The sequence below is a fragment of the Burkholderia sp. A9 genome (assembly GCF_000801975.1).
Window position 1 is genome coordinate 37,603 of the sequence record NZ_JSZN01000017.1, and the last position, 20,004, is coordinate 57,606.

A 20,004-nucleotide genomic window follows, 5' to 3' on the forward strand; every position below is an offset into this window, starting at 1 on the left:
CGTCACTTTATTAGCGGCCGTGCGATCGAGCGCGGCTGCCCGCATTGGCATATGTCCACATCACCCGCCCGTCAGTGGGGCCTCGAAGAAATCGTTGCCGGCTTGCGCGAGTCGCGCGAGGAACTCCATCGCACGCGTCATCCGCGCGGCATCCGCGAGCTGCCGTCGCGCGACGCGATCTGCAAGATCGTCACCGGCCTGCGCGCGTCGATGTTTCCGACGCACTACGGCGCGCCGGATCTGACCGACGAAAGCGTCGATTATTACGTCGGCCATACGCTCGAAAGCACGCTGCGAATCCTGTCCGAACAGATTCGCCGCGCGCTGCCGTTCCTGCCCGAGTATGCGGACACGCCGTTCGCGGCGCTCGACGAACGCGCGTTCGAGATCGCGCGCGAGTTCGGCCGGCAGTTGCCGTCGGTGCGCGCGCTGCTGGTCAGCGACATCCAGGCCGCCTACGCGGGCGATCCGGCCGCGCAGCACATCACCGAAATCCTGCTGTGCTATCCCGGCGTGCTCGCGATGATGCACCACCGGCTCGCACACGCATTGCACCAGCTTGGTGTGCCGCTGCTCGCGAGATTCATCAATGAAATCGCGCACTCGGCCACCGGCATCGACATCCATCCGGGCGCGCGGATCGGCCCGAGCTTCTTCATCGACCACGGCACCGGTGTCGTGATCGGCGAAACCGCGATCATCGGCGAACGCGTGCGCCTGTACCAGGCCGTCACACTGGGCGCGAAGAGTTTCCCGGCCGATGGCGAAGGCACGCTGGTCAAGGGCAACGCACGGCATCCGATCGTCGAGGACGACGTGGTGATCTACGCGGGCGCGACGATCCTCGGCCGCGTGACGATCGGGCGCGGCTCGGTCATCGGCGGTAACGTGTGGCTCACGCACAGCGTGCCGCCCGGTACGAGCGTCGCGCAGGGCAAGGTCCGCGAGGGCGGGAGCGCCGACAAGCCGTAACGCGGCGCGCGAACGGCGCGGGCGTCGTTCGCGCGATGCAGGCACGTGCGTGCGGGGGCTGCCGCGCAGCCAGCGACGCCTGTCGTGCGTACGTGCCGCGATGCGCGATCGACGCGGCACCCCGACACGCCGACACCCCGACACCCCGACACCCCGCACGCGAGGGCGGCGCACGGCCGCTGCCGCCGCCGGTCGGAACGTCAGTGCTTGCCGGCCGGCGAGCGGTGCTTGTACAGCACGTCCTGGTCGACGCGGATCAGGTTCTGCCCGGCATCCACGACGAAATCCACGCCGTTGTACGCGCTGCCCGTGAGCAGCAGGATCGCGCTCGCGACATCGTCGGGGCCGGCGATGCGCGCAAGCGGCGTCGACGCGCGGCTCGCGTGTTCGAAGTCGGCCTGCGTCTGGTCGTCGCTCGGCAGCATCAGCCCGGGGAACACCGCATTCACGCGCAGCACCGGCGACGACGACAGCGCGAGCATCTGCGTGAGGTTGCCGAGCGCGGCCTTCGCGACCGTGTAGCTGAAATGGTCGCGGTGGAAGTTTTCCTTGATCTTCTGGTCGATCACGTTGACGACGACGCCCTGCGTGCCGGCTGCGCGAGCCCGTTCGTAGAACGCGCGCGTGAGCAGGATCGGCGCGCGGCAGTTGACGGCCCAAGCCTGGTCGAACGCGGCGAGGTCGAAGCTCGGGAAATGGTCCTGCCAGAACACCGATGCGTTGTTGACCAGCACGTCGAGGCGGCCGAAGCGCGCATAGACCTGGTCGATCAGTGCGTTGATCTGCGCGGCATCCGACAGGTCGGCCTGCAGCGCGACCGAATCGTGCCCGCGTTCGGCGATCGCGCGGGCCGCCGCCTGCGCGGCATCGGCGGAGCGGTCGTAGTGGACCGCGGTGCGATAGCCGTGCGCGGCGAAATACTCGGCGAACGCGCGCCCGGCCCGGCGCGCGGCGCCGGTCACGAGCACGACAGGCGCATGTGCCGCTTGCTTCGTGGACTGCATTACGTATTCGTCAGGTTGACTGAAGAAGGATTCGCGACGATCGACAGGAATTCGCGCCGCGTCGACGGATCGGTGCGGAACGTGCCGAGCATGCGCGACGTGACCATCTCGACACCTGGCTTGTGAATGCCGCGCGTCGAGATGCACTGGTGCGCGGCTTCGAGGATCACACCGACGCCCTTCGGCTGCAGCACGTCGAACAGCGTGTCGGCGATCTGCACGGTCATCTTTTCCTGGATCTGCAGGCGCTTCGCGAATGCGTCGACGAGGCGCGCGAGCTTCGAGATGCCGACGACGCGATGGTTCGGCAGATACGCGACGTGCGCGCGGCCGATGATCGGCACCATGTGGTGCTCGCAATAGCTCTCGAAGCGGATGTCCTTCAGCACGATCATCTCGTCGTAGCCGTCGACTTCGCTGAACGTGCGCGCAAGGATGTCGTGCGGTTCCAGCGCATAGCCGGCGAAGAACTCTTCGTATGCGCGCACGACGCGTGCCGGCGTGTCGAGCAGCCCTTCGCGGGCGGGATCGTCGCCGGCCCAGCGCAGCAACACGCGAACGGCATCCTCGGCTTCTGCCCGGCTCGGCCGGGATGCGGCCGGCTCGGGCCGTGCGGTTTTTTTACCCATCTGGTCGCTCCATCGAATGCGGCCGCCAGCGGCGGCGCGGATATCCGGCCATTGTTTCATGCTTTCGAGAGGCGTGCGTGCGGCCCGCCGCTCACTTCGGCCATTCGTCCTGCTCGTCGTTGAACAGCGACGCGACGACACCGCGCAGCCACGCGGTGCGCGGATCGTTGTGGAACTTGCGATGCCAGTGCTGCTTCAGGTCGAAGCGCGGCAGCGGCACCGGCGGCTCGACCGGCACGATGAACGCATGCTCGGCCGCATACGCATAGCCGATCGCGTGCGGCACCGTCGCGATCAGGTCGGTGCGGCTCAGGATGAACGGCAGGCTCATGAAGTGCGGCGTTTCGAGCACCGCGCGCCGCTGCATGCGCTGCTTCGCGAGGTATTTCTCGAGTACCTCCTGGCTGCGCCCTTCGGCACGCACCACCGCGTGCCCGCATGCGAGGAACTGCTCGGCCGTGAACGGACGCGCCTGTTCGAGCGGATGGCCGCGCCGCATCAGGCACACGAACCGGTGCGTGAACAGACGCTGCTGGAAGAAGTTGTTGCCGTCCAGGTCGGGGAAGTAGCCGACCGCGAGATCGATCGAGCCGGCTTCGAGGCCGCGTCCGACTTCGTCGTGCGCGAGCGAGACCGAGCGCAGGTTCGCGTGCGGCGCGCGCGTCGCGAACGCCTGCAGCAGCTTCGGCAGGAACACGATCTCGCCGACATCCGACAGCGCGATCGAGAACGTATGGGTGCTCGCCGCCGGATCGAAGTCGTGCGGCGCGACGAGCCCGCGCTCGATCTGCGCGAGCGCGTCGCGCGCGGCCGGCAGCAGCGCGAGCGCGCGCGGCGTCGGCTCCATCCCGCGCGACGTGCGCACGAACAGCGGATCGCCGAAGTACTCGCGCAGGCGGCCGAGCGCCGTGCTCACGCGCGGCTGGCTCACGCCGAGCAGGTCGCCGGCGCGGCTGACGTTGCGCGTGTCGTCGAGCGCCACGAGGTAGGGAATCAGGTTCAGATCGAGCGCGTCCATCGTAAGGCCAGTATCCGGGAAACGTATACAACTTATCTCCTAAATCGCGTTGCCGCATAGTCGGGAAAGCGCTCAAATGGTTTCCATTACTCGAACCAATGTTCAGGAGACGAACAATGCGCACCCAGGTCGCCATCATCGGCGCCGGTCCGTCCGGCCTTTTGCTTTCCCATCTGCTGCGCCTGCAAGGCGTCGATGCCATCCTCGTCGAGGCGCGTTCGCGCGAATACTGCGAGAACCGCATCCGCGCCGGCGTGCTGGAGCAGGGCACCGTCGACACACTGAACGAAGCCGGCCTGGGCGAGCGGATGCGCCGCGAAGGGCTCGAACATCACGGCATCGAGCTGCTGTTTTCCGGCCAGCGCCACCGCATCGACCTGAGCGCGCTGACGGGCGGCCGCGCGATCACCGTCTACAGCCAGCACGAAGTCGTGCGCGACCTGATCGCGGCCGGCGACGCGCACGGCCACCAGATGCATTTCGAAGTCAGCGACGTCGCGCTGCACGACGTCGAAAGCGAGCACCCGTTCGTCACGTTCAAGCACGCCGACGGCCGCGCGGACCGCATCGACTGCGACTACATCGCCGGCTGCGACGGCTTCCACGGCATCGCGCGCCAGACGATTCCCACCGAGCGGCTGAACACGTTCGAGCGCGTCTACCCGTTCGCGTGGCTCGGCATCCTGGCCGACGCGGCGCCGTCGCTCGACGAACTCGTCTACGCGCATCACGACAACGGCTTCGCGCTGTTCTCGATGCGCTCGCCGACGGTTACGCGTCTCTACCTGCAGTGCAAGCCCGACGAAAACCTCGCCGAATGGTCCGACGCGCGCGTCTGGGACGAATTGCATACGCGCTTCTCGAACGACACCGGTTGGACGCCGGCCGAGGGCCGGATCACGCAGAAGAGCGTGACGCCGATGCGCAGCTTCGTGTCGGAGACGATGCAGCACGGGCGCCTGTTCCTGGCCGGCGACGCCGCGCACATCGTGCCGCCGACCGGCGCAAAGGGGATGAACCTCGCGGTGGCCGACGTCCGCGCGCTGTCCCGCGCGCTGGGCGCGCGTTACCGGAACGGCGACGCGACGCCGCTCGAGCGCTATTCGGCGACCTGTCTCGAACGTGTATGGCGCGCCGAGCACTTCTCGTACTTCATGACGAACATGCTGCATGCGTCGCCGGAGGACTCGCCGTTCGTCAATCGCCTGAAGTTTGCCGAACTGAAGTATGTGACGCGCTCGCGGGCCGCCGCGCAATCGCTGGCCGAAAACTACGTCGGCCTGCCGTTCGACGACCAGGCACCCCCCGAGGGATCCCGCCTTGACAACGCGCTGTGCGCGACTCTATGATCGGCCATCGTTCGCTAATCGAATCTAGGTTCGAATAGCGAACAAATGCCGAGGGTCGAAGACGGCCTCCGGCGCGGCACGCGACACGCGCGTGTCCCCTCGACAGGCCGCGCATCGTGCCGCGGGTACGTATCAGGAAGAGACATGGTCAACAAGATTTTCGAATCGCTTCAGTCGGCGGTCGCGGACGTCCACGACGGCGCGACCATCATGATCGGCGGCTTCGGCACGGCAGGCATGCCGTCCGAGCTGATCGACGCGCTGATCGAGCAGGGCGCGCGCGGCCTGACGATCGTCAACAACAACGCGGGTAACGGCGAGACGGGTCTCGCGGCGCTGCTCAAGGCGAAGCGGGTGAGCAAGATCATCTGCTCGTTCCCGCGCCAGAGCGACTCGCAGGTGTTCGACGCGCTGTACCGCGCGGGCGAGATCGAGCTGGAGCTCGTGCCGCAGGGCAACCTCGCGGAGCGGATCCGCGCGGCGGGCGCCGGCATCGGCGGCTTCTTCACGCCGACGGGCTTCGGCACGAAGCTCGCGGAAGGCAAGGAAACGCGCGTGATCGACGGCAAGTCGTATGTGTTCGAGACGCCGATCCACGCCGATTTCGCGCTGGTGAAGGCGTACAAGGGCGATCGCTGGGGCAACCTGGTGTATCGCAAGACCGCGCGCAACTTCGGGCCGATCATGGCCAGCGCCGCGAAGGTCGCGATCGCGCAGGTGTCGGAAGTGGTGCCGCTCGGCGGACTGAACCCGGAACACATCGTGACGCCGGGCATTTTCGTGCAGCGCGTCGTCGAAGTGCCGCAGGCCGCGCATGCGGCCGAGCTGGCCGCCGAACGTGCATCGCAAGCCGCCTAAGGAGACCGAGATGAAACGACTGACCCGCGATGAAATGGCCAAGCGCGTCGCCCTGGATATCCCCGAAGGCGCTTACGTGAACCTCGGCATCGGCGTGCCGACGCTGGTGGCAAACCACCTCGACCCGAGCAAGGAAATCTTCCTGCACAGCGAGAACGGCCTGCTCGGCATGGGCCCGGCGCCCGCGCCCGGCGAGGAAGACGACGAGCTGATCAACGCCGGCAAGCAGCACGTGACGCTGCTCACCGGCGGCGCGTATTTCCACCACTCGGATTCGTTCGCGATGATGCGCGGCGGCCACCTCGACTACTGCGTGCTCGGCGCGTTCCAGGTGTCGGCGAACGGCGACCTCGCGAACTGGCATACGGGCGCGCCCGATGCGATTCCGGCCGTCGGCGGCGCGATGGACCTCGCGATCGGCGCGAAGCAGGTGTTCGTGATGATGGAACACCTGACGAAGCAGGGCGAGAGCAAGATCGTCGCGGCGTGCTCGTATCCGGTGACCGGCGTGCAGTGCGTGAGCCGCATCTATACCGATCTCGCCGTGCTCGACGTGACGTCCGACGGCCTCGCGGTGAGCGAGATCTTCACCGACCTGTCGTTCGACGAACTGCAGAAACTGACCGGCGTGCCGCTGATCGACGCGACGCGCAAGGCCGCGGCCTGAACCGCAAGCGTGCCGGCGCGCGCGAGCGAGCGCACGCCGGCGCGCTTGGGTAGACAATAGGCGCACGCCGTTTCCCCACTCTGATGCCATGCTCGAAGACAGTGCCCGCCTGACCTCCCTCATCTGCGGCACCGAGCCGCTCAACCGGATCTGGTCGCCCCGCGCGACGATCCAGCGGATGCTCGACGTCGAAGCCGCGCTCACGCGTGCGCTCGCCGCGCAGCAGGTGATTCCCGCCACGGCGGTCGCGCCGATCGAACGCGCGTGCGATGCCGGCCGGCTCGACGCCGATGCGCTCGCGCGTGGCGCGGCGCTCGGCGGCAATCTCGCGATTCCGCTCGTCAAGCTGCTCACCGCCGAGGTGAAGGCCGACGACCCCGAGGCCGCGAAGTTCGTGCACTGGGGCGCGACGAGCCAGGACATCATCGATACCGCGACCATGCTGCAGTTGCGCGACACGCTCGACGTGCTCGAGCCGCTGCTCGACGAAGCGTGCGCATCGCTCGCGACGCTGGCGCGCACGCATCGCGCGACGCCGATGATCGGTCGCACGTGGTTGCAGCAGGCGCTGCCGATCACGCTCGGCCTGAAATTCGCCCAATGGCTCGATGCGCTGCTGCGTCATCGCGCGCGCTTCGCCGAATTGCGCAAGCGGGCGCTGGTGCTGCAGTTCGGCGGCGCCGCCGGCACGCTGGCGAGCCTGCGCGAGCACGCGGCCGGCGTGAGCGCTGCGCTCGCGGCCGACCTGAACCTCGCGCTGCCGGCCGTGCCGTGGCATACGCAGCGCGACCGCATCGCGGAAGCCGCGTCGTGCTTCGGCATGCTGACCGGCACGCTCGGCAAAATCGCACGCGACGTGTCGCTGCAGATGCAGACCGAAGTCGGCGAACTCGGCGAACCGGCTGCCGCCGGCAAGGGCGGCTCGTCGACGATGCCGCACAAGCGCAACCCGGTCGGTTGCGCGGCCGTGCTGACCGCCGCTGTACGCGCGCCGAACCTCGTCGCGACCGTGTTCGCGGGGATGGTGCAGGAGCACGAGCGCGCGCTCGGCGGCTGGCAGGCCGAATGGGACGCGCTACCCGACCTCGCGCGCCTGACCGGCGGCGCGCTCGCACAGATCGCACAGATCGTCGCGGGCCTCGACGTGAATACCGAACGCCTGGCCGAGAACCTCGACCTGACGCACGGGCTGATCCTCGGCGAAGCCGTGATGCTCGCGCTCGGCGACCGGATCGGCCGGCTCGATGCGCATCATGTCGTCGAGCATGCGTCGAAGGAGGCGGTGCGCACTGGCGCGACGCTGTTCGACGTGCTCGCCGCCGATGCGACCGTATCCGCCCACCTGTCGCGCGACGCGCTCGCGCGGCTGCTCGATCCCGCACATTACGTCGGTGAGGCGCAGGCCTATGTCGACGCCGTGCTCGCGCTGCACGCGAGCGCGAAACAACCAGGAGAACATTGATGCCCTTCGCCACTGTCAACGGCGTGAAACTGCATTACCGGATCGACCGTGCCGCGCGCGACGACGCGCCGTGGCTCGTCTTCTCGAACTCGCTCGGCGCCGACCTGCAGATGTGGGCGCCGCAGATTCGCCCGCTCACGCAGCACTTCAACATCCTGCGTTACGACACGCGCGGCCACGGGCATTCGGAAGCGCCGGCCGGTTCGTACACGGTCGACCAGCTCGCGGGCGACGTGATCGGCCTGCTCGACCACGTCGGCATCGATCGCGCGCATTTCTGCGGGATCTCGATGGGCGGCCTGACCGGCGCTGCGCTCGCCGCGCGCTTCCCGTCGCGCATCGTACGCGCCGTGCTGGCGAACACCGCCGCGAAGATCGGTTCGCCGGAAGTCTGGGCGCCGCGTGCGCAGAAGGCGCGTGCCGAAGGCATGGCCGCGCTGGCCGACGCGGTGCTGCCGCGCTGGTTCACCGACGCGTTCGTCGAGCGCGAGCCGCGCCTGTTCGACGCGATCCGCGACACCTTCGTGCATACCGACCAGGACGGTTATGCGGCGAACTGCGATGCGCTGAACGCGGCCGACCTGCGCGAGGAAGTGAAGGGCATCGCGCTGCCGGTGCTCGTCGTGACCGGTGCGAAGGACATGTCGACGCCGCCCGACCAGGGCCGTGCGCTGGCCGCTGCGATTCCCGGCGCGCGTCACGTCGAATTCGACGCCGCGCACATTTCGAACATCGAGTGCACCGACGGTTTCAACCGCGCGCTGCTCGATTTCCTGACCGCGTGAGGCACCGACGATGGACGACCAGCAACGTTACGAAGCAGGGATGAAGGTGCGTCGCGCGGTGCTCGGCGACGCGCACGTCGACCGTTCGATCGAGAACCGCACCGAGGTGACCGACGAATTCCAGAACCTGATCACGCGCTATGCATGGGGCGAGATCTGGACGCGCGACGGCCTGCCGCGTCATACGCGTAGCCTGCTGACCATCGCGATGATGGTCGCGCTGAACCGCGGCGAGGAGCTCGCGCTGCACCTGCGCGCCGCGCGCAACAACGGCGTGACGCGCGACGAGATCAAGGAAGTGCTGCTGCAGACCGCGATCTACTGCGGCGTGCCGGCCGCGAATTCCGCGTTCCATCTCGCGGACAAGATCTTCAAGGAACAAGATGGGGCCGCCTAGGTGGTGCGGGCTAAGCGCCGGCAGTGATCCCATCGGGCGGCCTGCTGATGTCGGCGAGCCGTAGCCGATGAACAAACGCGCCGGCAGCGAATCGGCGTGCGAACAAAGGAAAGGCGCGGCCATGAGGCCGCGCTTCTTGCATATATCAATGTTGGATGCGACCGGAGCCAGCGCTGCAGCGCCACCTTCGGCCGACAAGGAGACTAGCGATGAATCGCACACCCGTGGTCGATGTCCAGACCTTCATTAACGAGCAGCCGTTCGGCGGCTTCCAGTGGCTCGTGTTCCTGATGTGTTTCGTGATCGTGTTGCTCGACGGCTTCGATACGGCCGCGATCGGCTTCATCGCGCCGTCGCTGCTGGGCGAATGGAACCTGACCAAGCCCGATCTCGCGCCGGTGCTGAGCGCCGCGCTGTTCGGCCTGGCATGTGGCGCGCTCGTGTCGGGCCCGCTGTCGGACCGGCTCGGGCGCCGTTCGCTGCTGCTCGGCTCGGTGTTCCTGTTCGGCGTCGCGTGTTTCGCGTCCGCGTTTTCGACGACCATCGGACACCTGACGGTCCTGCGGTTCGTCACCGGCGTCGGCCTCGGCGCGGCGATGCCGAACGCCGTCACGATGATGGGCGAGTTCTGCCCGGACAAGCGCCGCGCGACCGTGATCAACCTGATGTTCTGCGGCTTCCCGCTCGGTGCCGCGTTCGGCGGTTTTCTCGCCGCGTGGATGATTCCGCATTTCGGCTGGCGCAGCGTGCTGATGCTGGGTGGCGTGACGCCGTTGCTGCTCGGCGTGCTGCTGCTGCTGAAGATGCCTGAATCGGTGCGCTTCATGGTCGCGCGTGGCCAGAGCGTCGACCGGATCCGTACGACGCTCGCACGGATCTCGCGCGAGGCGCTGAACGCCGGCTCGTTCGCAATGACCGAAGCCGCGCCGCAGACCGGCAGCCGGGGGCTCGGCGTCGTGCTGTCGCGCTCGTACATCGTCGGCTCGGTGATGCTGTGGATCGCGTACTTCATGGGCCTCGTGATCTTCTACGCGTCGATCAACTGGATGCCGATCCTGCTGAAGGACGCCGGTCTCACGCCGAAGAGCGCGACGCTGATCTCCGCGCTGTTCCCGCTCGGCGGCGTCGGCGCGGTGCTGTGCGGCGTGCTGATGGACCGCTTCAACGCGAACCGCGTGATCGCCGTGTGCTACGCGCTGACCGCGATCAGCGTGTATGCGATCGGGCAGGCGGCCGGGAATGTCGGGCTGCTCGTGCTGGTCGTGTTCGTGGCCGGCGTGCTGATGAACACCGCGCAATCGTCGATGCCGGCGCTCGCCGCCGCGTTCTATCCGACCGAGGGGCGCGGCACGGGCGTGGCGTGGATGCTGGGGGTCGGCCGCTTCGGCGGGATCGCCGGATCGTTCCTCGTCGCCGAACTGACGCGCCGGCACTTCTCGTTCGCGGGCGTGTTCGCGACGATCGCGGTTGCGGGTTTGCTGGCATGCGTTGCGCTGCTGATCAAGCAGGCGGCGCGGCCGCATGGCGTCGCGCAGCCGGGCGGCAAGATCGAGTCGCTCGGGCATTGAGCGGTAGCGGGGCCGGGGTGCTGCTCCGGCCCGGCGGGTGCTGCGATCGATTCAGGTCGGTCGCACGCCGGCCACGGTGCGGCCGGCCGGCCGGATGACGCGCAACGGCACACCCAGCCGCTTCGGCGGCCCGTCGACATCGCGGCCGTCGTGCCGCTACTCCTCCGCGTCGTGTTCCTTCACGAAGTTGCGCAGATACGCGCGCAGCGCGGCCTCCTGGCTGCGATGATCGTCATGGTTCGCGGCACCCAGCTCTTTCTCGTCGCCGAACAGCGTGGGCGGCGCGCAGTACGTACCCACTTCGATGTTTTCGCGCAGCACGCGGATGTCGTGCGTGAGCGGGTGGTACTCGGCGATCCAGTGCATGCCCTCGATGTGCTCGCCGGTTCTCAGCAGTGGCTTCATCGGCAATCTCCGTGCAGCAGTGGTGCAACCGGCGAAGCGGCTGCACACACCCGTACCAAAAGGGTACGCCTGCATCGCGCGAAGCTCAACGGGCGCGCGGTGAGCGCTCACTGCGGCAGCAGGTGCGCGACGAGCGGATATAGCGACAGGATCAGCAGCACGGCCATCGTCACGTTGAAGATGCGCAACGCGCGGCGGTTCGACAGGAAGCGGCGCAGGCCGAGACCGAACGCGGCCCACAGGCTGATGCACGGAAAGCCGATCAGGATGAACACGACGGCCATCCACGCGGCGTTCATCCCGTAGTCGGCGGACAGGCGGATCGTCGTCGCGGCGGTCAGCACCATCATCCACGCCTTCGGATTGACCCACTGGAACGCGGCGGCTTCGATGAACGTCATCGGCCGCGGTTTGGCGCCTTGCGCCTTCACTTCGCCGGACGTGCCGATGCGCCATGCGAGGTACAGCAGGTAGGCGACGCTCGCGATCTCGAGGATCGTGTACAGGAGCGGCACGCGCCGAAACGCTTCGCCGAGACCGAAGCCGACGCACAGCATCAGGATCGCGACGCCGATGCTGATGCCGAACAGGTGCGGCATCGTGCGGCGGAACCCGAAATTCACGCCGGACGCGAGCAGCATCGTGTTGTTCGGGCCGGGCGTGATCGACGTGACGAGCGCGAACAGCATGCCGGCGGGCAGTGCACTCAAGGTGAGGAATTCCATCGCGGATGCTCCATTCGGTTCGAGACAGGGATGGAGTCAGTGTAGCGGCGGTTTTCTGTACAGTACCGGTACAGTTTGTTTGACGATTGCCGGTACGGGGGAGGCGGGGGAATTCGATGGTTCGGTCGACAATTGTTGTCTCGCAGAAAAGATGTCCGCAGTCTCAATATGTTGTCTTTGAATAATTGACTGCGGCACGTACTTGAAGGGTGCGACCTGCCTCGGCTTACAGGAAATGATCGGAGAATATTTGCTCACACGGGTATCTGGCGCAATGTGTCATCAAGCCATCCGCCTCGACGACCCGCGCATGGATATCGTGTGCGTAGTCAACGCGCGACTGGAGACACTGCCTGCGGTACCAGGTGATGTACTCGCGGACGGAATTGTGGACGGAATGCCTCTTGACTAAGGGACTCGGCGGCTCGAATGTCATCGTGACGTAGGCAGCCAACGACAACTGATGGCCGCCTGTTGCCTGCCACAGCGACGCATGGCATTCGAATCAACGAATGAGCGCTGCGGTCACGGCTCTCATGGTCGCAATGGGACTACACTGAAGACGCTATAGCAGGAGGAGGCAGTGATGAGAGACGCTGACCCCAAAAACACCTTCCAGGGGCTGCCGCTAACTGCGGAGCAGGACGCGGAAGTGAGACACTACATAAAGGTCCGAACCAGCCGTGGCCTGCCGTGGGACACGCCGGAGTTGAGCGCGATGCTCAAGGACATGCTGCTACCCCCGGATGACAGCTACAGCGATGCCGACTCTCCGGAAGACGAAACCAAAGCGGCTGCTGAGCGCGCAACGGCGTCGGTTGACGAAGCGATGGACCCCATCGAGGCGAGTGAAGAGCGGAATGCGGCGATGGAGTCGGAAAGCATGAAAGGACCGAGACGATAAAACCGTAGGCAATGATGCTTGCTTCCTGGTTGCGCCGTATCTCGGGGATCGTGATGTACACCGCATGGGTTCAGTGCACATGATTTCAACGCTCGAACGGGTGCCGTCGGCCCCCTTGACATCGAGCTCCGCGACATCTCCGCTGAACACAAAGGGGGCTGAATATGCGGCTGATCGAACCGGATGAACACCGAGACTTTCTAGCGACCCTGGAGCGCCGTGGTTTGGCAGAGGGCGATTTCGATCTGCAGGAAACGGATACGACCGACCCGAAGGGTGACGAGAACCTCGGTCTACAGGGCTATGTCACCATAACCAGGTTCTCGACGCAGATTACGAAGGAATACGTGATCGGCGACGAAAGCGACTGGCTACAGCATTTCAGGAAAGATCTCGAAGCGGGTGCCTTCGATAGACTGGAATGATATCCCGACGCGACGTGCCGCACCTGGGAGGAAGTCCGGTGTGCGAGAGTCGCGGACTTCGTGGACGTGGGACTCGTGCGGCCCGATGGCGTCAGCGCGGGAAAGATGAGCGGCGCAGTGGCGCGCTTCCTTTCAGATGTCGACCGGGCCATGCGGGAGGGTAGCCAGTTCGTAAAGGAGTTGACGGAAGCGCTAGGCGTGGCTTGAGGAAGGCGCCGAGACAGACACAGACCGCTGCAGCATCGATCACCGCACTACTCGCGGTGATGAGCCTGTTGAAGGGCATGCTTGCTGCCTTGGCTGCAGCCTGTATTGCCGTCCGCCTCGATCCCGGCGACTCCCTGATTGCTCGGGCGGCTGGCGTGCCACCCGAAGTTCAAATCATCGACGCCGGGAGATCGTCGACCCAATGCGCCTCGAGCCATGCGAGGGCCCAGCTTTTCGCAAAGACAATCGCATCCTCGCGCACATCGAAGCCAGCCAGATCTCCGCTCAGTTGCACGTCACACTCACTGCCAGACGCTTCGTATAGGCAGCCGATACGCGTCGCGCTCGTCCGCATTGCGCGGTTTCGATGAGAGGCGCGATCACGTTCGGAGGGGGCGCGCCTTGAGTGGCGCGGGAATCGGTAGCGAGTCAGTCAACGAATCCATCCTACGCCCACTGGCGAACGTGTACAGCGAAAGTTCTGCGCGAACCGCCGCATGGCTTGCGGCCCGGATTGGGCGCGGGGACGCATCGGTTCAGCCACGTGTGAAAAATCGCCGGTACGCGGGGAGATTGTGCGCTGACGGTATCGTCGAAATTTCACTTAGAATTTCGAAACAACTCGAAGCCATGGAGACAAGGATGTGCAACCGGGGCGAGCCTCGCCGATCGCGGCGTCTTCTTGCGCGACTACCCGAAATGCTCCGGCCGAAACAGCTTGACAGGGTGTTTGGCCCCGCGTAGGGTGGGTATCTGAAGCCTTCAAGAAGCGCGATTGCTGCTCATCACTGACCGCGGAACGCGGTATTCGTTGTCCTCTCCCTCCTTGATCCCTTTGTCGTGCACCCCTATCGGGGCGCATACATATTGTCCAATATCAGGAGAATTTCCATGGATACCGGTACCGTCAAGTGGTTCAACGACAGCAAGGGTTTTGGCTTCATCACGCCTGACAGCGGCGGCGATGATCTGTTCGCGCACTTCTCGGAGATTCGCGGCGATGGCTTCAAGACGCTGACCGAAGGTCAAAAGGTCAGCTATGAGACGAAGCGCGGGCCCAAGGGGCTGCAGGCATCGAACATCATTCCTCAGTAATCCATATCATTCGCCGATCCTGCGTGCGGGATCGGTCATGCAGTCATCGGTCGGGATCTTTCGCATTCGCCGCAGGCGCCCCCCGGTCCTCGTGCGACTACCGTTTCGCGTCACCCTGGAAAACGGCGCGGTCGTTGCAGCGTACGCATCGGGCCGCATGCGCAAGCACCGCATTCGCATTCTCGTTGGCGATCAGGTCAGGCTGGAATTGTCGGTCTATGACCTGACCAAAGGGCGTATCAATTTCCGGCACAAAGACGAACGGGCTTCGCCCAGTGCGCGTCGAAACCGATTTGTTCGACGCTGACCATGTAGCGCCGATACAGGATTGATTGCGCTCGTCTACGCAATTCGTAGCCATCAATCACCAGGAGTTCATCATGAGTATGTGTACCTATCGCGGATTCGAAATATATCCGCTGATTTACCCTCACTTTCACACAGGCGCCGGCGGTACTCACAACTACGAAGCTGGTTTCGACGCGGCGGTCAAGGTTTGCCTGCGCGGCACTGACACCACGCTGACCCGGAGCCAGACCTTCAAGCTGGTCGACGGTTCGCCATTTGCCAGTGCCGGTGACGCACGCCGGGCCTCGCAACGTTACGCAGAAGACATCATCGACCAGCACCGAGGCGAACATTGGATGCTCGACGCAGTTCTTTGATACCGTTCTTTGCTGAACAGCAATGCATGGGAGCGCGCGTCAATCGGAGACTCGCGTCCCGATCTGATATTGAGCGGGCCGATGCCATGCTGCCGGTCAACAGGAAACTTGCGCCGTAACACCGACATTTCTTTTTTTCCGTGCTCTCAAAACAGATCAACGGACGAGCGGCCGCATTGCGCGACTGGCGCGCTACGCGCTGATGGACGTCGGGTTGCCGAGCGACGTTGCGTAGCGACCAATCCGCCGACGCAGATTCAATCGATTCCTTGCGCTTTTTCGTGCGCCTCGATTTGCTTGTCGAGCAAACTGCGCGCGAGCGTTCGAGCGGCGTCACGCGCCTCTACGTCCGTTGCAAAATCCCCTTCGGTATCGTGTTGCTCAGAGGAGTCAGGATCCTCTCCAATGCGGTGCACGTGGACGATTCCGCGATAGCGCCCAGACACGGTCTTCATCACGCGAAGGCGTGCCACGTGCGTATGGGTTGTACACACTTCATCATCCATCATGCCTTCCTTGCCAAGACCCCCGGTGAGACAACGACATAGTCGACTTCACCCGCCCGCCTGCATCTGTGCGTTCGTCCCCCGGTAAACGTCAGCAAGGCGGGGTTATCGCCGCCAGCGTGGAAACGTCAATGTTTGCGATGCATCCACCCCAAGTGATGGGAATCCAACCACTGAACGACTTGCATACGTGGATGTTCGCTCTGGTAACGGCGCGCCAACGCGACGGCAACCACCGCGACCACCGCAAGACCAACCACCCAACCAATCATCGACTGAGTCATGACAGCCTCCTTGTGGAATGCAGCCATGACTGAATTCTAGGCGTCTTGGGGGAAGGATTCCCAAGTTCTGCGCGACGCCGCGAGGACGAACCGCCTCCACATACACGATCCAGGGGAAGGTATGCTCGACCTCGTTCTGATCGGTAGCGCTCCATAGCCACGGACCCGGTTCGCCAGCGATCAAGCAGGTCATGGACTGGCGAGTCGAGTCGGAAAGCGAACCTCTGCTGTCTCGGCATCAGGATGTCGGCAAATGCGCTCTCATGTGTCTTCCGACAGACTGCGGTTGATCAGCCGCGGGGCCAACAGGCGCCATCCGATCGCTTCGACGCCACCGATCCCCAGGCGGATCGCTGTTCTCGGGCGGCTTGGGCGACAGGGGCGCATGCTCGATCGAATTCGAGATATCTGTCGCTATGCGTCAGGTGTCCTTTTCGAGGCACCACGGCTTCGCTGCTCGCTCGACCAGATAGAGTAGTCGAGCGACTTGCCAACGAGCCATTTCGGGCGCGGATCGTGGCCGGACCACGTCTTACCCGACGACGGGCCATGGTATTTCGCTGGCGCTCGGGTCCTGCGCGACTTCCGGAAACCAGCGGCACACTGCAACTCATTCTCGCCGCTTCGAAGTGTCAATCGTTGCGCTTGTGTTGCGGGATGACCCAGAGCATTCGTCCGACCGCTTCGGCCTGATTCCGGGAGTGTGTCTTTTCATAGATTGCACGCAACTGGGTGCGGACCGTCGCAAGCGACACGCCAGCGCTGGCTGCACATTCGTCAGGCGTCTTGCCGCTGATCAACGCTTCGGCGACCGCGGCTTCGGCGCTCGACAAGCCGAACGACTGCCGCAGCTGTTGTGCGACGACGAGCGGGGCGGCGCTGCGTCGCCTGACCGTGATCAGCATCGTCGCATCGCCGAAAATGGCACGGAGCGCTTGCCCGGATAGTGCCGAGATGCTGAGAAAAATTTCGTGCGCTGCGACCAACGTGCCGGAAAGGGCAAGGCTCTCGCTCTTTCGGGTCTTCGCGACGCGCGTCAACGCCGCCTTGAGCGCATCGTTTTGTGGCCCGCTCGTCGCGCTCAGGTGCCCGTTCTCGAGCTTGAGGCAGGTGGTGCTGCGCAGCATCGACTCTGCCGCCTGGTTGACGAACAGGACGCGCGAGTGCCTGTCCAGTGCAAAGACGGACAGGCCCAGGTCCTCCATCAGTTCGGCGCCGAGCGTGGCGTCGCGATGCAGCACTCTCGCGTCTTGCCATAGGTTGATCGACCGTTGCAGATGCCCGGCCATACCGGTGAGGGTCGCGCGTTCTTGCGAAGAATAGGGTGTTCGGCCGTTCGCTCGCAGTAACCCGAGCAGAATGTTGTCGCTGCCGGGGCGCGCGAAGCGAATCCCCATCAGATAGCGAAATCCCGACGGAATCTGATAGTCCTGGAAGAACTCGCTGCGTTCGACGTCGCGCTCGGTCAGGTGATCCTGACAACAAACGAATTCGCCGAGCGGTGCGTTCTCGACGAAGCCGCGGCGCGGATCGAGCGCGCCGTAATACTGGTCGTAGAGTGCGATGACCTCATCGAACTCCGCGCGCGGCGAGTAGATCGAGAATTTCGGGGCATTGCGCGCGACGTCCCAACTGAACATGTGAAACACGTTTGCGCCGAGCGATTCGGATACCCGATGAAACACTTCGAGAAAACCGTCCGGATGCAGCGCGGCCTCGTAGAGGTCGCCGATGAGTTGGTCCCGTTGCATGCTTCCCCCGTCGCTTCGCGATCTTCGTATGTTGATTTTGTCTGACGATATTGCTTCGAATACCGAATTTTTTTCAGGCTAACACAGGTTATTTGCGTTTCGTGCCGTGTTATTTCCCGATTTTCATCCACCTGAATGATGATCGCAAAAATCGGCTTTGCGAGAATCCTCGCCATTCAGCGTGCATGAGCGGTGTATGTGACACGCATCAACCAGAAGGGTCTCGGGGGAAACGCAATGAAACTCACGCCTGTCGTATCCGGTATTGCAGTGCTCATCCTGTCGGCTTGCGGTGGTGGCGACAGTTCCTCCTCGCCGCCCGCGGCACCTGCCGCGCAAACGGTCAGCGGGGTCGCGGCCGCCGGCGCTGCGATGCAGGCCGCCACCGTGAAACTGGTCGATGCGACCGGCAAGGCGGTCGACTGCCCGGCCGATGCGTCAACCGGCGCGTTTCATTGCACGGTGACCGGCCTGACCGCGCCATTCGCGTTGTCCGCATACGGCAACGTCGCCGATTCGCAGGCCACGCTGATCGCGCTCAGCGCTACGGCCGGCACGCAGACGATCAACATCACGCCGATCACGAACGCGATCGCCGCCACGATCATTGGCGACAATCCGACCAAGCTGCTGGCCGACACCGGTTTGCTGCAAAGCAAGGTCACGGCCCAGGCCGTCGCCAGCACGGTGCAGGCCTATTCGTCGGCGCTGGCCGACCTGCTGGCCGCTACCGGCAATACGGGCGTCGACCTGATTTCCGGCCCGTTGACCGCAGGCGCGCCGGGCCTCGACCGGTTGCTCGACCAGGTCAAGATCAACGTCCTGCCGGACGGCGGCGTCCAGATCAGCTCGGTGGCGGGCGCGTCCAGCGATACGCCGGTGCAGCTTCAGCTCGCGCCCGGCGTCGCGCCGCAGGCGAGCGACAAGGCCAGCCTGCCGGCCGCCGCGACCATCAATGGCGCGGTGGTGTCGAACCTGCCGAATGCCAGCGATCTGGCGGCATTGCAGAGCGCGCTCAACCAGTGCTTCGCCGGTACGACCGGCGCCGCGCGCACGGGCGGCAGCGTGTCGGCGTGCGGCCGGATCTTCGTCGACGACGTCGCGTCTGGCGCGCTGAATGCAGGCGTGCCCGCCGCGTACCTCAACAACGGACTGTCGGTCGACCAGGAGTTCGGGGCGCCGGCCGGCGGCACGCCGGGCATCGTGGCCGACGATGCGATGAACAACGCCAGCTTCAGCTTGCCGGAAGTCATCCGTGTCGCCGCCAGCGACACGATGTGGGTCAAGCTCGCGTGGACGCGTAGCGACGGCATTCGCGACGGCATGCAGCAGAATGTGCAACTCGCGGTGCGGGCGGGCAGTCTCGCAAACGGCGATACCGGCTGGCGCGTGATCGGCAATCAGCGCGCGGTACTGAGCAAGGTGAATGCGAACGCGCAGAAGTGGGACTGGCTGAATCCGGCCAATCCGTCGACGGGGACCAACGCGTTCGTCGATTCGCTCAGCCTGCAGGTGGGTGCCGTCGATGCAGCCGGCACCGCGGTGGACTTCGCGATCGTCAACGGCCCGGGCTTGCGCAACGGCGTGTTCCTCCAGCCGTCGAGCGGTACCTGCGACACGCTGAACATCCGTGCGCAGATTGCAAGCGGGCAGACGCCGGCGCAGCTCGCCGCACTGGCGAGAAACGCGCAGTGCCGCAACAGCTTCCGCCTGGCCGGCGTCGCGCAGGACCCGGCGAATCAGGGCCTGTTCACGTGGCCCGGCGACGCGCCGCGCAACAATACCGCATGGGCGAAGCCGCAACTGAGCACCGCCGAGCTGGCCGACATCAAGCCGTTCAGCGCCTATACGATCGACGTCTACCAGAACGGCAACACGGCGACGCCGGCCAGGCACTACACGGTCCGGCTGCGTACGCCGTCGCCGTCGCCCGACGCATTGCGCCAGTACGCATGGCACGATCTGGCGCAGTCCACGCGCGACGCGCTGACGCCGGGCTCCGCCGGCACGTTCGCGGGCGGCGCGACCTTCCCGCTGGGCTGGACGTCGAAAACGGGGCTGCCGTTCGTCAAGCGCGGTAGCGTGCAGATTCGCGCAACCGCGGCCGGGCAGCCTGCGGCGACGTTCGTCAACGGTTCGGCACCGGCGTCGCCGGTCCAGCCGGGCGCCGCGGTGACGCTCAACGTGCCGGGCGATCAGGGCGTCGCGTTCCCGGCGGTGGCTGGCTGGACGGGCAGCACGGACTTCTCGTTCGTGAACCTGAGCTGGTCCGACCCGGTCGACACGGTCTTCACCGAGTCCTTCGAGTACGACCGGTAACGGGCAGCC

General features: G+C 65.2%; 23 protein-coding genes and 1 pseudogene. 14 read left to right on the forward strand and 10 right to left on the reverse strand.

What is annotated here, in order from left to right:
- Positions 1-51 precede the first annotated feature (51 nt).
- Positions 52-972 carry a serine O-acetyltransferase EpsC gene (gene epsC / locus PI86_RS09825; protein WP_014900671.1) on the forward strand — a complete coding sequence of 307 codons (921 nt, stop codon included), beginning with the start codon at positions 52-54 and terminating at the stop codon, positions 970-972.
- A gap of 200 nt (positions 973-1,172) precedes the next feature.
- On the opposite strand, the gene PI86_RS09830 is transcribed toward epsC, so the two are convergent.
- The 3 genes from PI86_RS09830 to PI86_RS09840 all read right to left on the reverse strand — a co-directional run bounded on the left by PI86_RS09830 (position 1,173) and on the right by PI86_RS09840 (position 3,623).
- The gene (locus PI86_RS09830; protein WP_039321485.1) at positions 1,173-1,976 is read right to left on the reverse strand and encodes an SDR family oxidoreductase; all 804 of its coding nucleotides are present in this window, start codon (positions 1,974-1,976) and stop codon (positions 1,173-1,175) included.
- Entirely contained in the window at positions 1,976-2,605 is a 630-nt protein-coding gene (gene folE, locus PI86_RS09835; RefSeq protein WP_039321487.1) for a GTP cyclohydrolase I FolE, read from the reverse strand. The genes PI86_RS09830 and folE overlap by 1 nt, the downstream gene beginning before the upstream one ends.
- Before the next feature lie 91 nt (positions 2,606-2,696).
- Positions 2,697-3,623, reverse strand: coding sequence for a LysR family transcriptional regulator (locus tag PI86_RS09840; protein WP_014900668.1), 927 nt, complete (start codon positions 3,621-3,623; stop codon positions 2,697-2,699).
- Positions 3,624-3,739: 116 nt separating this feature from the next.
- On the opposite strand from PI86_RS09840, the gene pobA reads away from it, so the two are divergent.
- The 7 genes from pobA (at position 3,740) to PI86_RS09875 (ending at position 10,709) form a co-directional block, all read left to right on the forward strand.
- Positions 3,740-4,972, forward strand: a complete 1,233-nt coding sequence (gene pobA, locus PI86_RS09845) for a 4-hydroxybenzoate 3-monooxygenase (protein WP_039321489.1) — start codon at positions 3,740-3,742, stop codon at positions 4,970-4,972.
- A 144-nt stretch (positions 4,973-5,116) separates the two neighbouring features.
- Positions 5,117-5,830, forward strand: a complete 714-nt coding sequence (locus tag PI86_RS09850; RefSeq protein ID WP_039321491.1) for a 3-oxoacid CoA-transferase subunit A — start codon at positions 5,117-5,119, stop codon at positions 5,828-5,830.
- Between the two features lie 10 nt (positions 5,831-5,840).
- On the forward strand, positions 5,841-6,497 hold the full coding sequence (locus PI86_RS09855; protein WP_014900665.1) for a CoA transferase subunit B: 657 nt from the start codon (positions 5,841-5,843) through the stop codon (positions 6,495-6,497).
- Positions 6,498-6,585: 88 nt separating this feature from the next.
- The gene (locus tag PI86_RS09860; protein ID WP_039321493.1) at positions 6,586-7,959 is read left to right on the forward strand and encodes a 3-carboxy-cis,cis-muconate cycloisomerase; all 1,374 of its coding nucleotides are present in this window, start codon (positions 6,586-6,588) and stop codon (positions 7,957-7,959) included.
- Positions 7,959-8,744: a 3-oxoadipate enol-lactonase gene (gene pcaD / locus PI86_RS09865; protein ID WP_014900663.1), complete on the forward strand. Its 786-nt coding sequence runs from the start codon at positions 7,959-7,961 to the stop codon at positions 8,742-8,744. The genes PI86_RS09860 and pcaD overlap by 1 nt, the downstream gene beginning before the upstream one ends.
- A 10-nt stretch (positions 8,745-8,754) precedes the next feature.
- A complete protein-coding gene (gene pcaC / locus PI86_RS09870; RefSeq protein ID WP_006749282.1) occupies positions 8,755-9,141 on the forward strand; it encodes a 4-carboxymuconolactone decarboxylase in 387 nt (128 codons plus the stop codon).
- Positions 9,142-9,350: 209 nt separating this feature from the next.
- Positions 9,351-10,709: an MFS transporter gene (locus tag PI86_RS09875; protein ID WP_014900662.1), complete on the forward strand. Its 1,359-nt coding sequence runs from the start codon at positions 9,351-9,353 to the stop codon at positions 10,707-10,709.
- 156 nt (positions 10,710-10,865) lie between these two features.
- On the opposite strand, the gene PI86_RS09880 is transcribed toward PI86_RS09875, so the two are convergent.
- Positions 10,866-11,114 (reverse strand): hypothetical protein, encoded by a 249-nt coding sequence (locus PI86_RS09880; RefSeq protein WP_039321501.1) that lies wholly within the window; start codon positions 11,112-11,114, stop codon positions 10,866-10,868.
- 107 nt (positions 11,115-11,221) lie between these two features.
- Positions 11,222-11,839 (reverse strand): LysE family translocator, encoded by a 618-nt coding sequence (locus PI86_RS09885; protein ID WP_014900660.1) that lies wholly within the window; start codon positions 11,837-11,839, stop codon positions 11,222-11,224.
- 586 nt (positions 11,840-12,425) lie between these two features.
- Here PI86_RS09885 and PI86_RS09895 point away from each other — a divergent pair.
- Entirely contained in the window at positions 12,426-12,743 is a 318-nt protein-coding gene (locus PI86_RS09895) for a hypothetical protein (RefSeq protein WP_039321502.1), read from the forward strand.
- A gap of 164 nt (positions 12,744-12,907) precedes the next feature.
- The gene (locus tag PI86_RS09900; protein WP_039321504.1) at positions 12,908-13,168 is read left to right on the forward strand and encodes a hypothetical protein; all 261 of its coding nucleotides are present in this window, start codon (positions 12,908-12,910) and stop codon (positions 13,166-13,168) included.
- A 376-nt stretch (positions 13,169-13,544) separates the two neighbouring features.
- On the opposite strand, the gene PI86_RS17875 is transcribed toward PI86_RS09900, so the two are convergent.
- Positions 13,545-13,670: a hypothetical protein gene (locus tag PI86_RS17875; RefSeq protein ID WP_268745904.1), complete on the reverse strand. Its 126-nt coding sequence runs from the start codon at positions 13,668-13,670 to the stop codon at positions 13,545-13,547.
- 596 nt (positions 13,671-14,266) lie between these two features.
- Between PI86_RS17875 and PI86_RS09910 the strand changes: the two genes are divergently transcribed.
- The 3 genes from PI86_RS09910 (at position 14,267) to PI86_RS09915 (ending at position 15,135) form a co-directional block, all read left to right on the forward strand.
- Positions 14,267-14,470, forward strand: a complete 204-nt coding sequence (locus tag PI86_RS09910) for a cold-shock protein (RefSeq protein WP_014900655.1) — start codon at positions 14,267-14,269, stop codon at positions 14,468-14,470.
- A gap of 37 nt (positions 14,471-14,507) precedes the next feature.
- Positions 14,508-14,777: a translation initiation factor IF-1 gene (gene infA, locus PI86_RS16370; RefSeq protein WP_442854571.1), complete on the forward strand. Its 270-nt coding sequence runs from the start codon at positions 14,508-14,510 to the stop codon at positions 14,775-14,777.
- 73 nt (positions 14,778-14,850) lie between these two features.
- On the forward strand, positions 14,851-15,135 hold the full coding sequence (locus PI86_RS09915) for a hypothetical protein (RefSeq protein WP_014900654.1): 285 nt from the start codon (positions 14,851-14,853) through the stop codon (positions 15,133-15,135).
- Positions 15,136-15,392: 257 nt separating this feature from the next.
- On the opposite strand, the gene PI86_RS09920 is transcribed toward PI86_RS09915, so the two are convergent.
- The 4 genes and pseudogenes from PI86_RS09920 to PI86_RS09925 all read right to left on the reverse strand — a co-directional run bounded on the left by PI86_RS09920 (position 15,393) and on the right by PI86_RS09925 (position 17,676).
- On the reverse strand, positions 15,393-15,641 hold the full coding sequence (locus PI86_RS09920; RefSeq protein WP_235362729.1) for a hypothetical protein: 249 nt from the start codon (positions 15,639-15,641) through the stop codon (positions 15,393-15,395).
- 128 nt (positions 15,642-15,769) lie between these two features.
- The gene (locus PI86_RS17460; protein ID WP_162835536.1) at positions 15,770-15,925 is read right to left on the reverse strand and encodes a hypothetical protein; all 156 of its coding nucleotides are present in this window, start codon (positions 15,923-15,925) and stop codon (positions 15,770-15,772) included.
- A 421-nt stretch (positions 15,926-16,346) separates the two neighbouring features.
- Positions 16,347-16,543 (reverse strand): annotated as a pseudogene (locus PI86_RS16375) (H-NS family nucleoid-associated regulatory protein); the annotation flags it as partial.
- A gap of 14 nt (positions 16,544-16,557) precedes the next feature.
- Positions 16,558-17,676, reverse strand: coding sequence for a helix-turn-helix transcriptional regulator (locus PI86_RS09925; protein ID WP_039321508.1), 1,119 nt, complete (start codon positions 17,674-17,676; stop codon positions 16,558-16,560).
- 237 nt (positions 17,677-17,913) lie between these two features.
- On the opposite strand from PI86_RS09925, the gene PI86_RS09930 reads away from it, so the two are divergent.
- Positions 17,914-19,995 (forward strand): hypothetical protein, encoded by a 2,082-nt coding sequence (locus PI86_RS09930; RefSeq protein ID WP_039321510.1) that lies wholly within the window; start codon positions 17,914-17,916, stop codon positions 19,993-19,995.
- Positions 19,996-20,004: the final 9 nt, after the last annotated feature.

Excerpts from the sequence above, each read along its gene's own strand:
- epsC (WP_014900671.1), top strand. The coding sequence starts at position 52 with ATGTCCACATCACCCGCCCGTCAGTGGGGCCTCGAAGAAATCGTTGCC.
- PI86_RS09830 (WP_039321485.1), bottom strand. The coding sequence starts at position 1,976 with ATGCAGTCCACGAAGCAAGCGGCACATGCGCCTGTCGTGCTCGTGACC.
- folE (WP_039321487.1), bottom strand. The coding sequence starts at position 2,605 with ATGGGTAAAAAAACCGCACGGCCCGAGCCGGCCGCATCCCGGCCGAGC.
- PI86_RS09840 (WP_014900668.1), bottom strand. The coding sequence starts at position 3,623 with ATGGACGCGCTCGATCTGAACCTGATTCCCTACCTCGTGGCGCTCGAC.
- pobA (WP_039321489.1), top strand. The coding sequence starts at position 3,740 with ATGCGCACCCAGGTCGCCATCATCGGCGCCGGTCCGTCCGGCCTTTTG.
- PI86_RS09850 (WP_039321491.1), top strand. The coding sequence starts at position 5,117 with ATGGTCAACAAGATTTTCGAATCGCTTCAGTCGGCGGTCGCGGACGTC.
- PI86_RS09855 (WP_014900665.1), top strand. The coding sequence starts at position 5,841 with ATGAAACGACTGACCCGCGATGAAATGGCCAAGCGCGTCGCCCTGGAT.
- PI86_RS09860 (WP_039321493.1), top strand. The coding sequence starts at position 6,586 with ATGCTCGAAGACAGTGCCCGCCTGACCTCCCTCATCTGCGGCACCGAG.
- pcaD (WP_014900663.1), top strand. The coding sequence starts at position 7,959 with ATGCCCTTCGCCACTGTCAACGGCGTGAAACTGCATTACCGGATCGAC.
- pcaC (WP_006749282.1), top strand. The coding sequence starts at position 8,755 with ATGGACGACCAGCAACGTTACGAAGCAGGGATGAAGGTGCGTCGCGCG.
- PI86_RS09875 (WP_014900662.1), top strand. The coding sequence starts at position 9,351 with ATGAATCGCACACCCGTGGTCGATGTCCAGACCTTCATTAACGAGCAG.
- PI86_RS09880 (WP_039321501.1), bottom strand. The coding sequence starts at position 11,114 with ATGAAGCCACTGCTGAGAACCGGCGAGCACATCGAGGGCATGCACTGG.
- PI86_RS09885 (WP_014900660.1), bottom strand. The coding sequence starts at position 11,839 with ATGGAATTCCTCACCTTGAGTGCACTGCCCGCCGGCATGCTGTTCGCG.
- PI86_RS09895 (WP_039321502.1), top strand. The coding sequence starts at position 12,426 with ATGAGAGACGCTGACCCCAAAAACACCTTCCAGGGGCTGCCGCTAACT.
- PI86_RS09900 (WP_039321504.1), top strand. The coding sequence starts at position 12,908 with ATGCGGCTGATCGAACCGGATGAACACCGAGACTTTCTAGCGACCCTG.
- PI86_RS09910 (WP_014900655.1), top strand. The coding sequence starts at position 14,267 with ATGGATACCGGTACCGTCAAGTGGTTCAACGACAGCAAGGGTTTTGGC.
- infA (WP_442854571.1), top strand. The coding sequence starts at position 14,508 with ATGCAGTCATCGGTCGGGATCTTTCGCATTCGCCGCAGGCGCCCCCCG.
- PI86_RS09915 (WP_014900654.1), top strand. The coding sequence starts at position 14,851 with ATGAGTATGTGTACCTATCGCGGATTCGAAATATATCCGCTGATTTAC.
- PI86_RS09920 (WP_235362729.1), bottom strand. The coding sequence starts at position 15,641 with ATGGATGATGAAGTGTGTACAACCCATACGCACGTGGCACGCCTTCGC.
- PI86_RS17460 (WP_162835536.1), bottom strand. The coding sequence starts at position 15,925 with ATGACTCAGTCGATGATTGGTTGGGTGGTTGGTCTTGCGGTGGTCGCG.
- PI86_RS09925 (WP_039321508.1), bottom strand. The coding sequence starts at position 17,676 with ATGCAACGGGACCAACTCATCGGCGACCTCTACGAGGCCGCGCTGCAT.
- PI86_RS09930 (WP_039321510.1), top strand. The coding sequence starts at position 17,914 with ATGAAACTCACGCCTGTCGTATCCGGTATTGCAGTGCTCATCCTGTCG.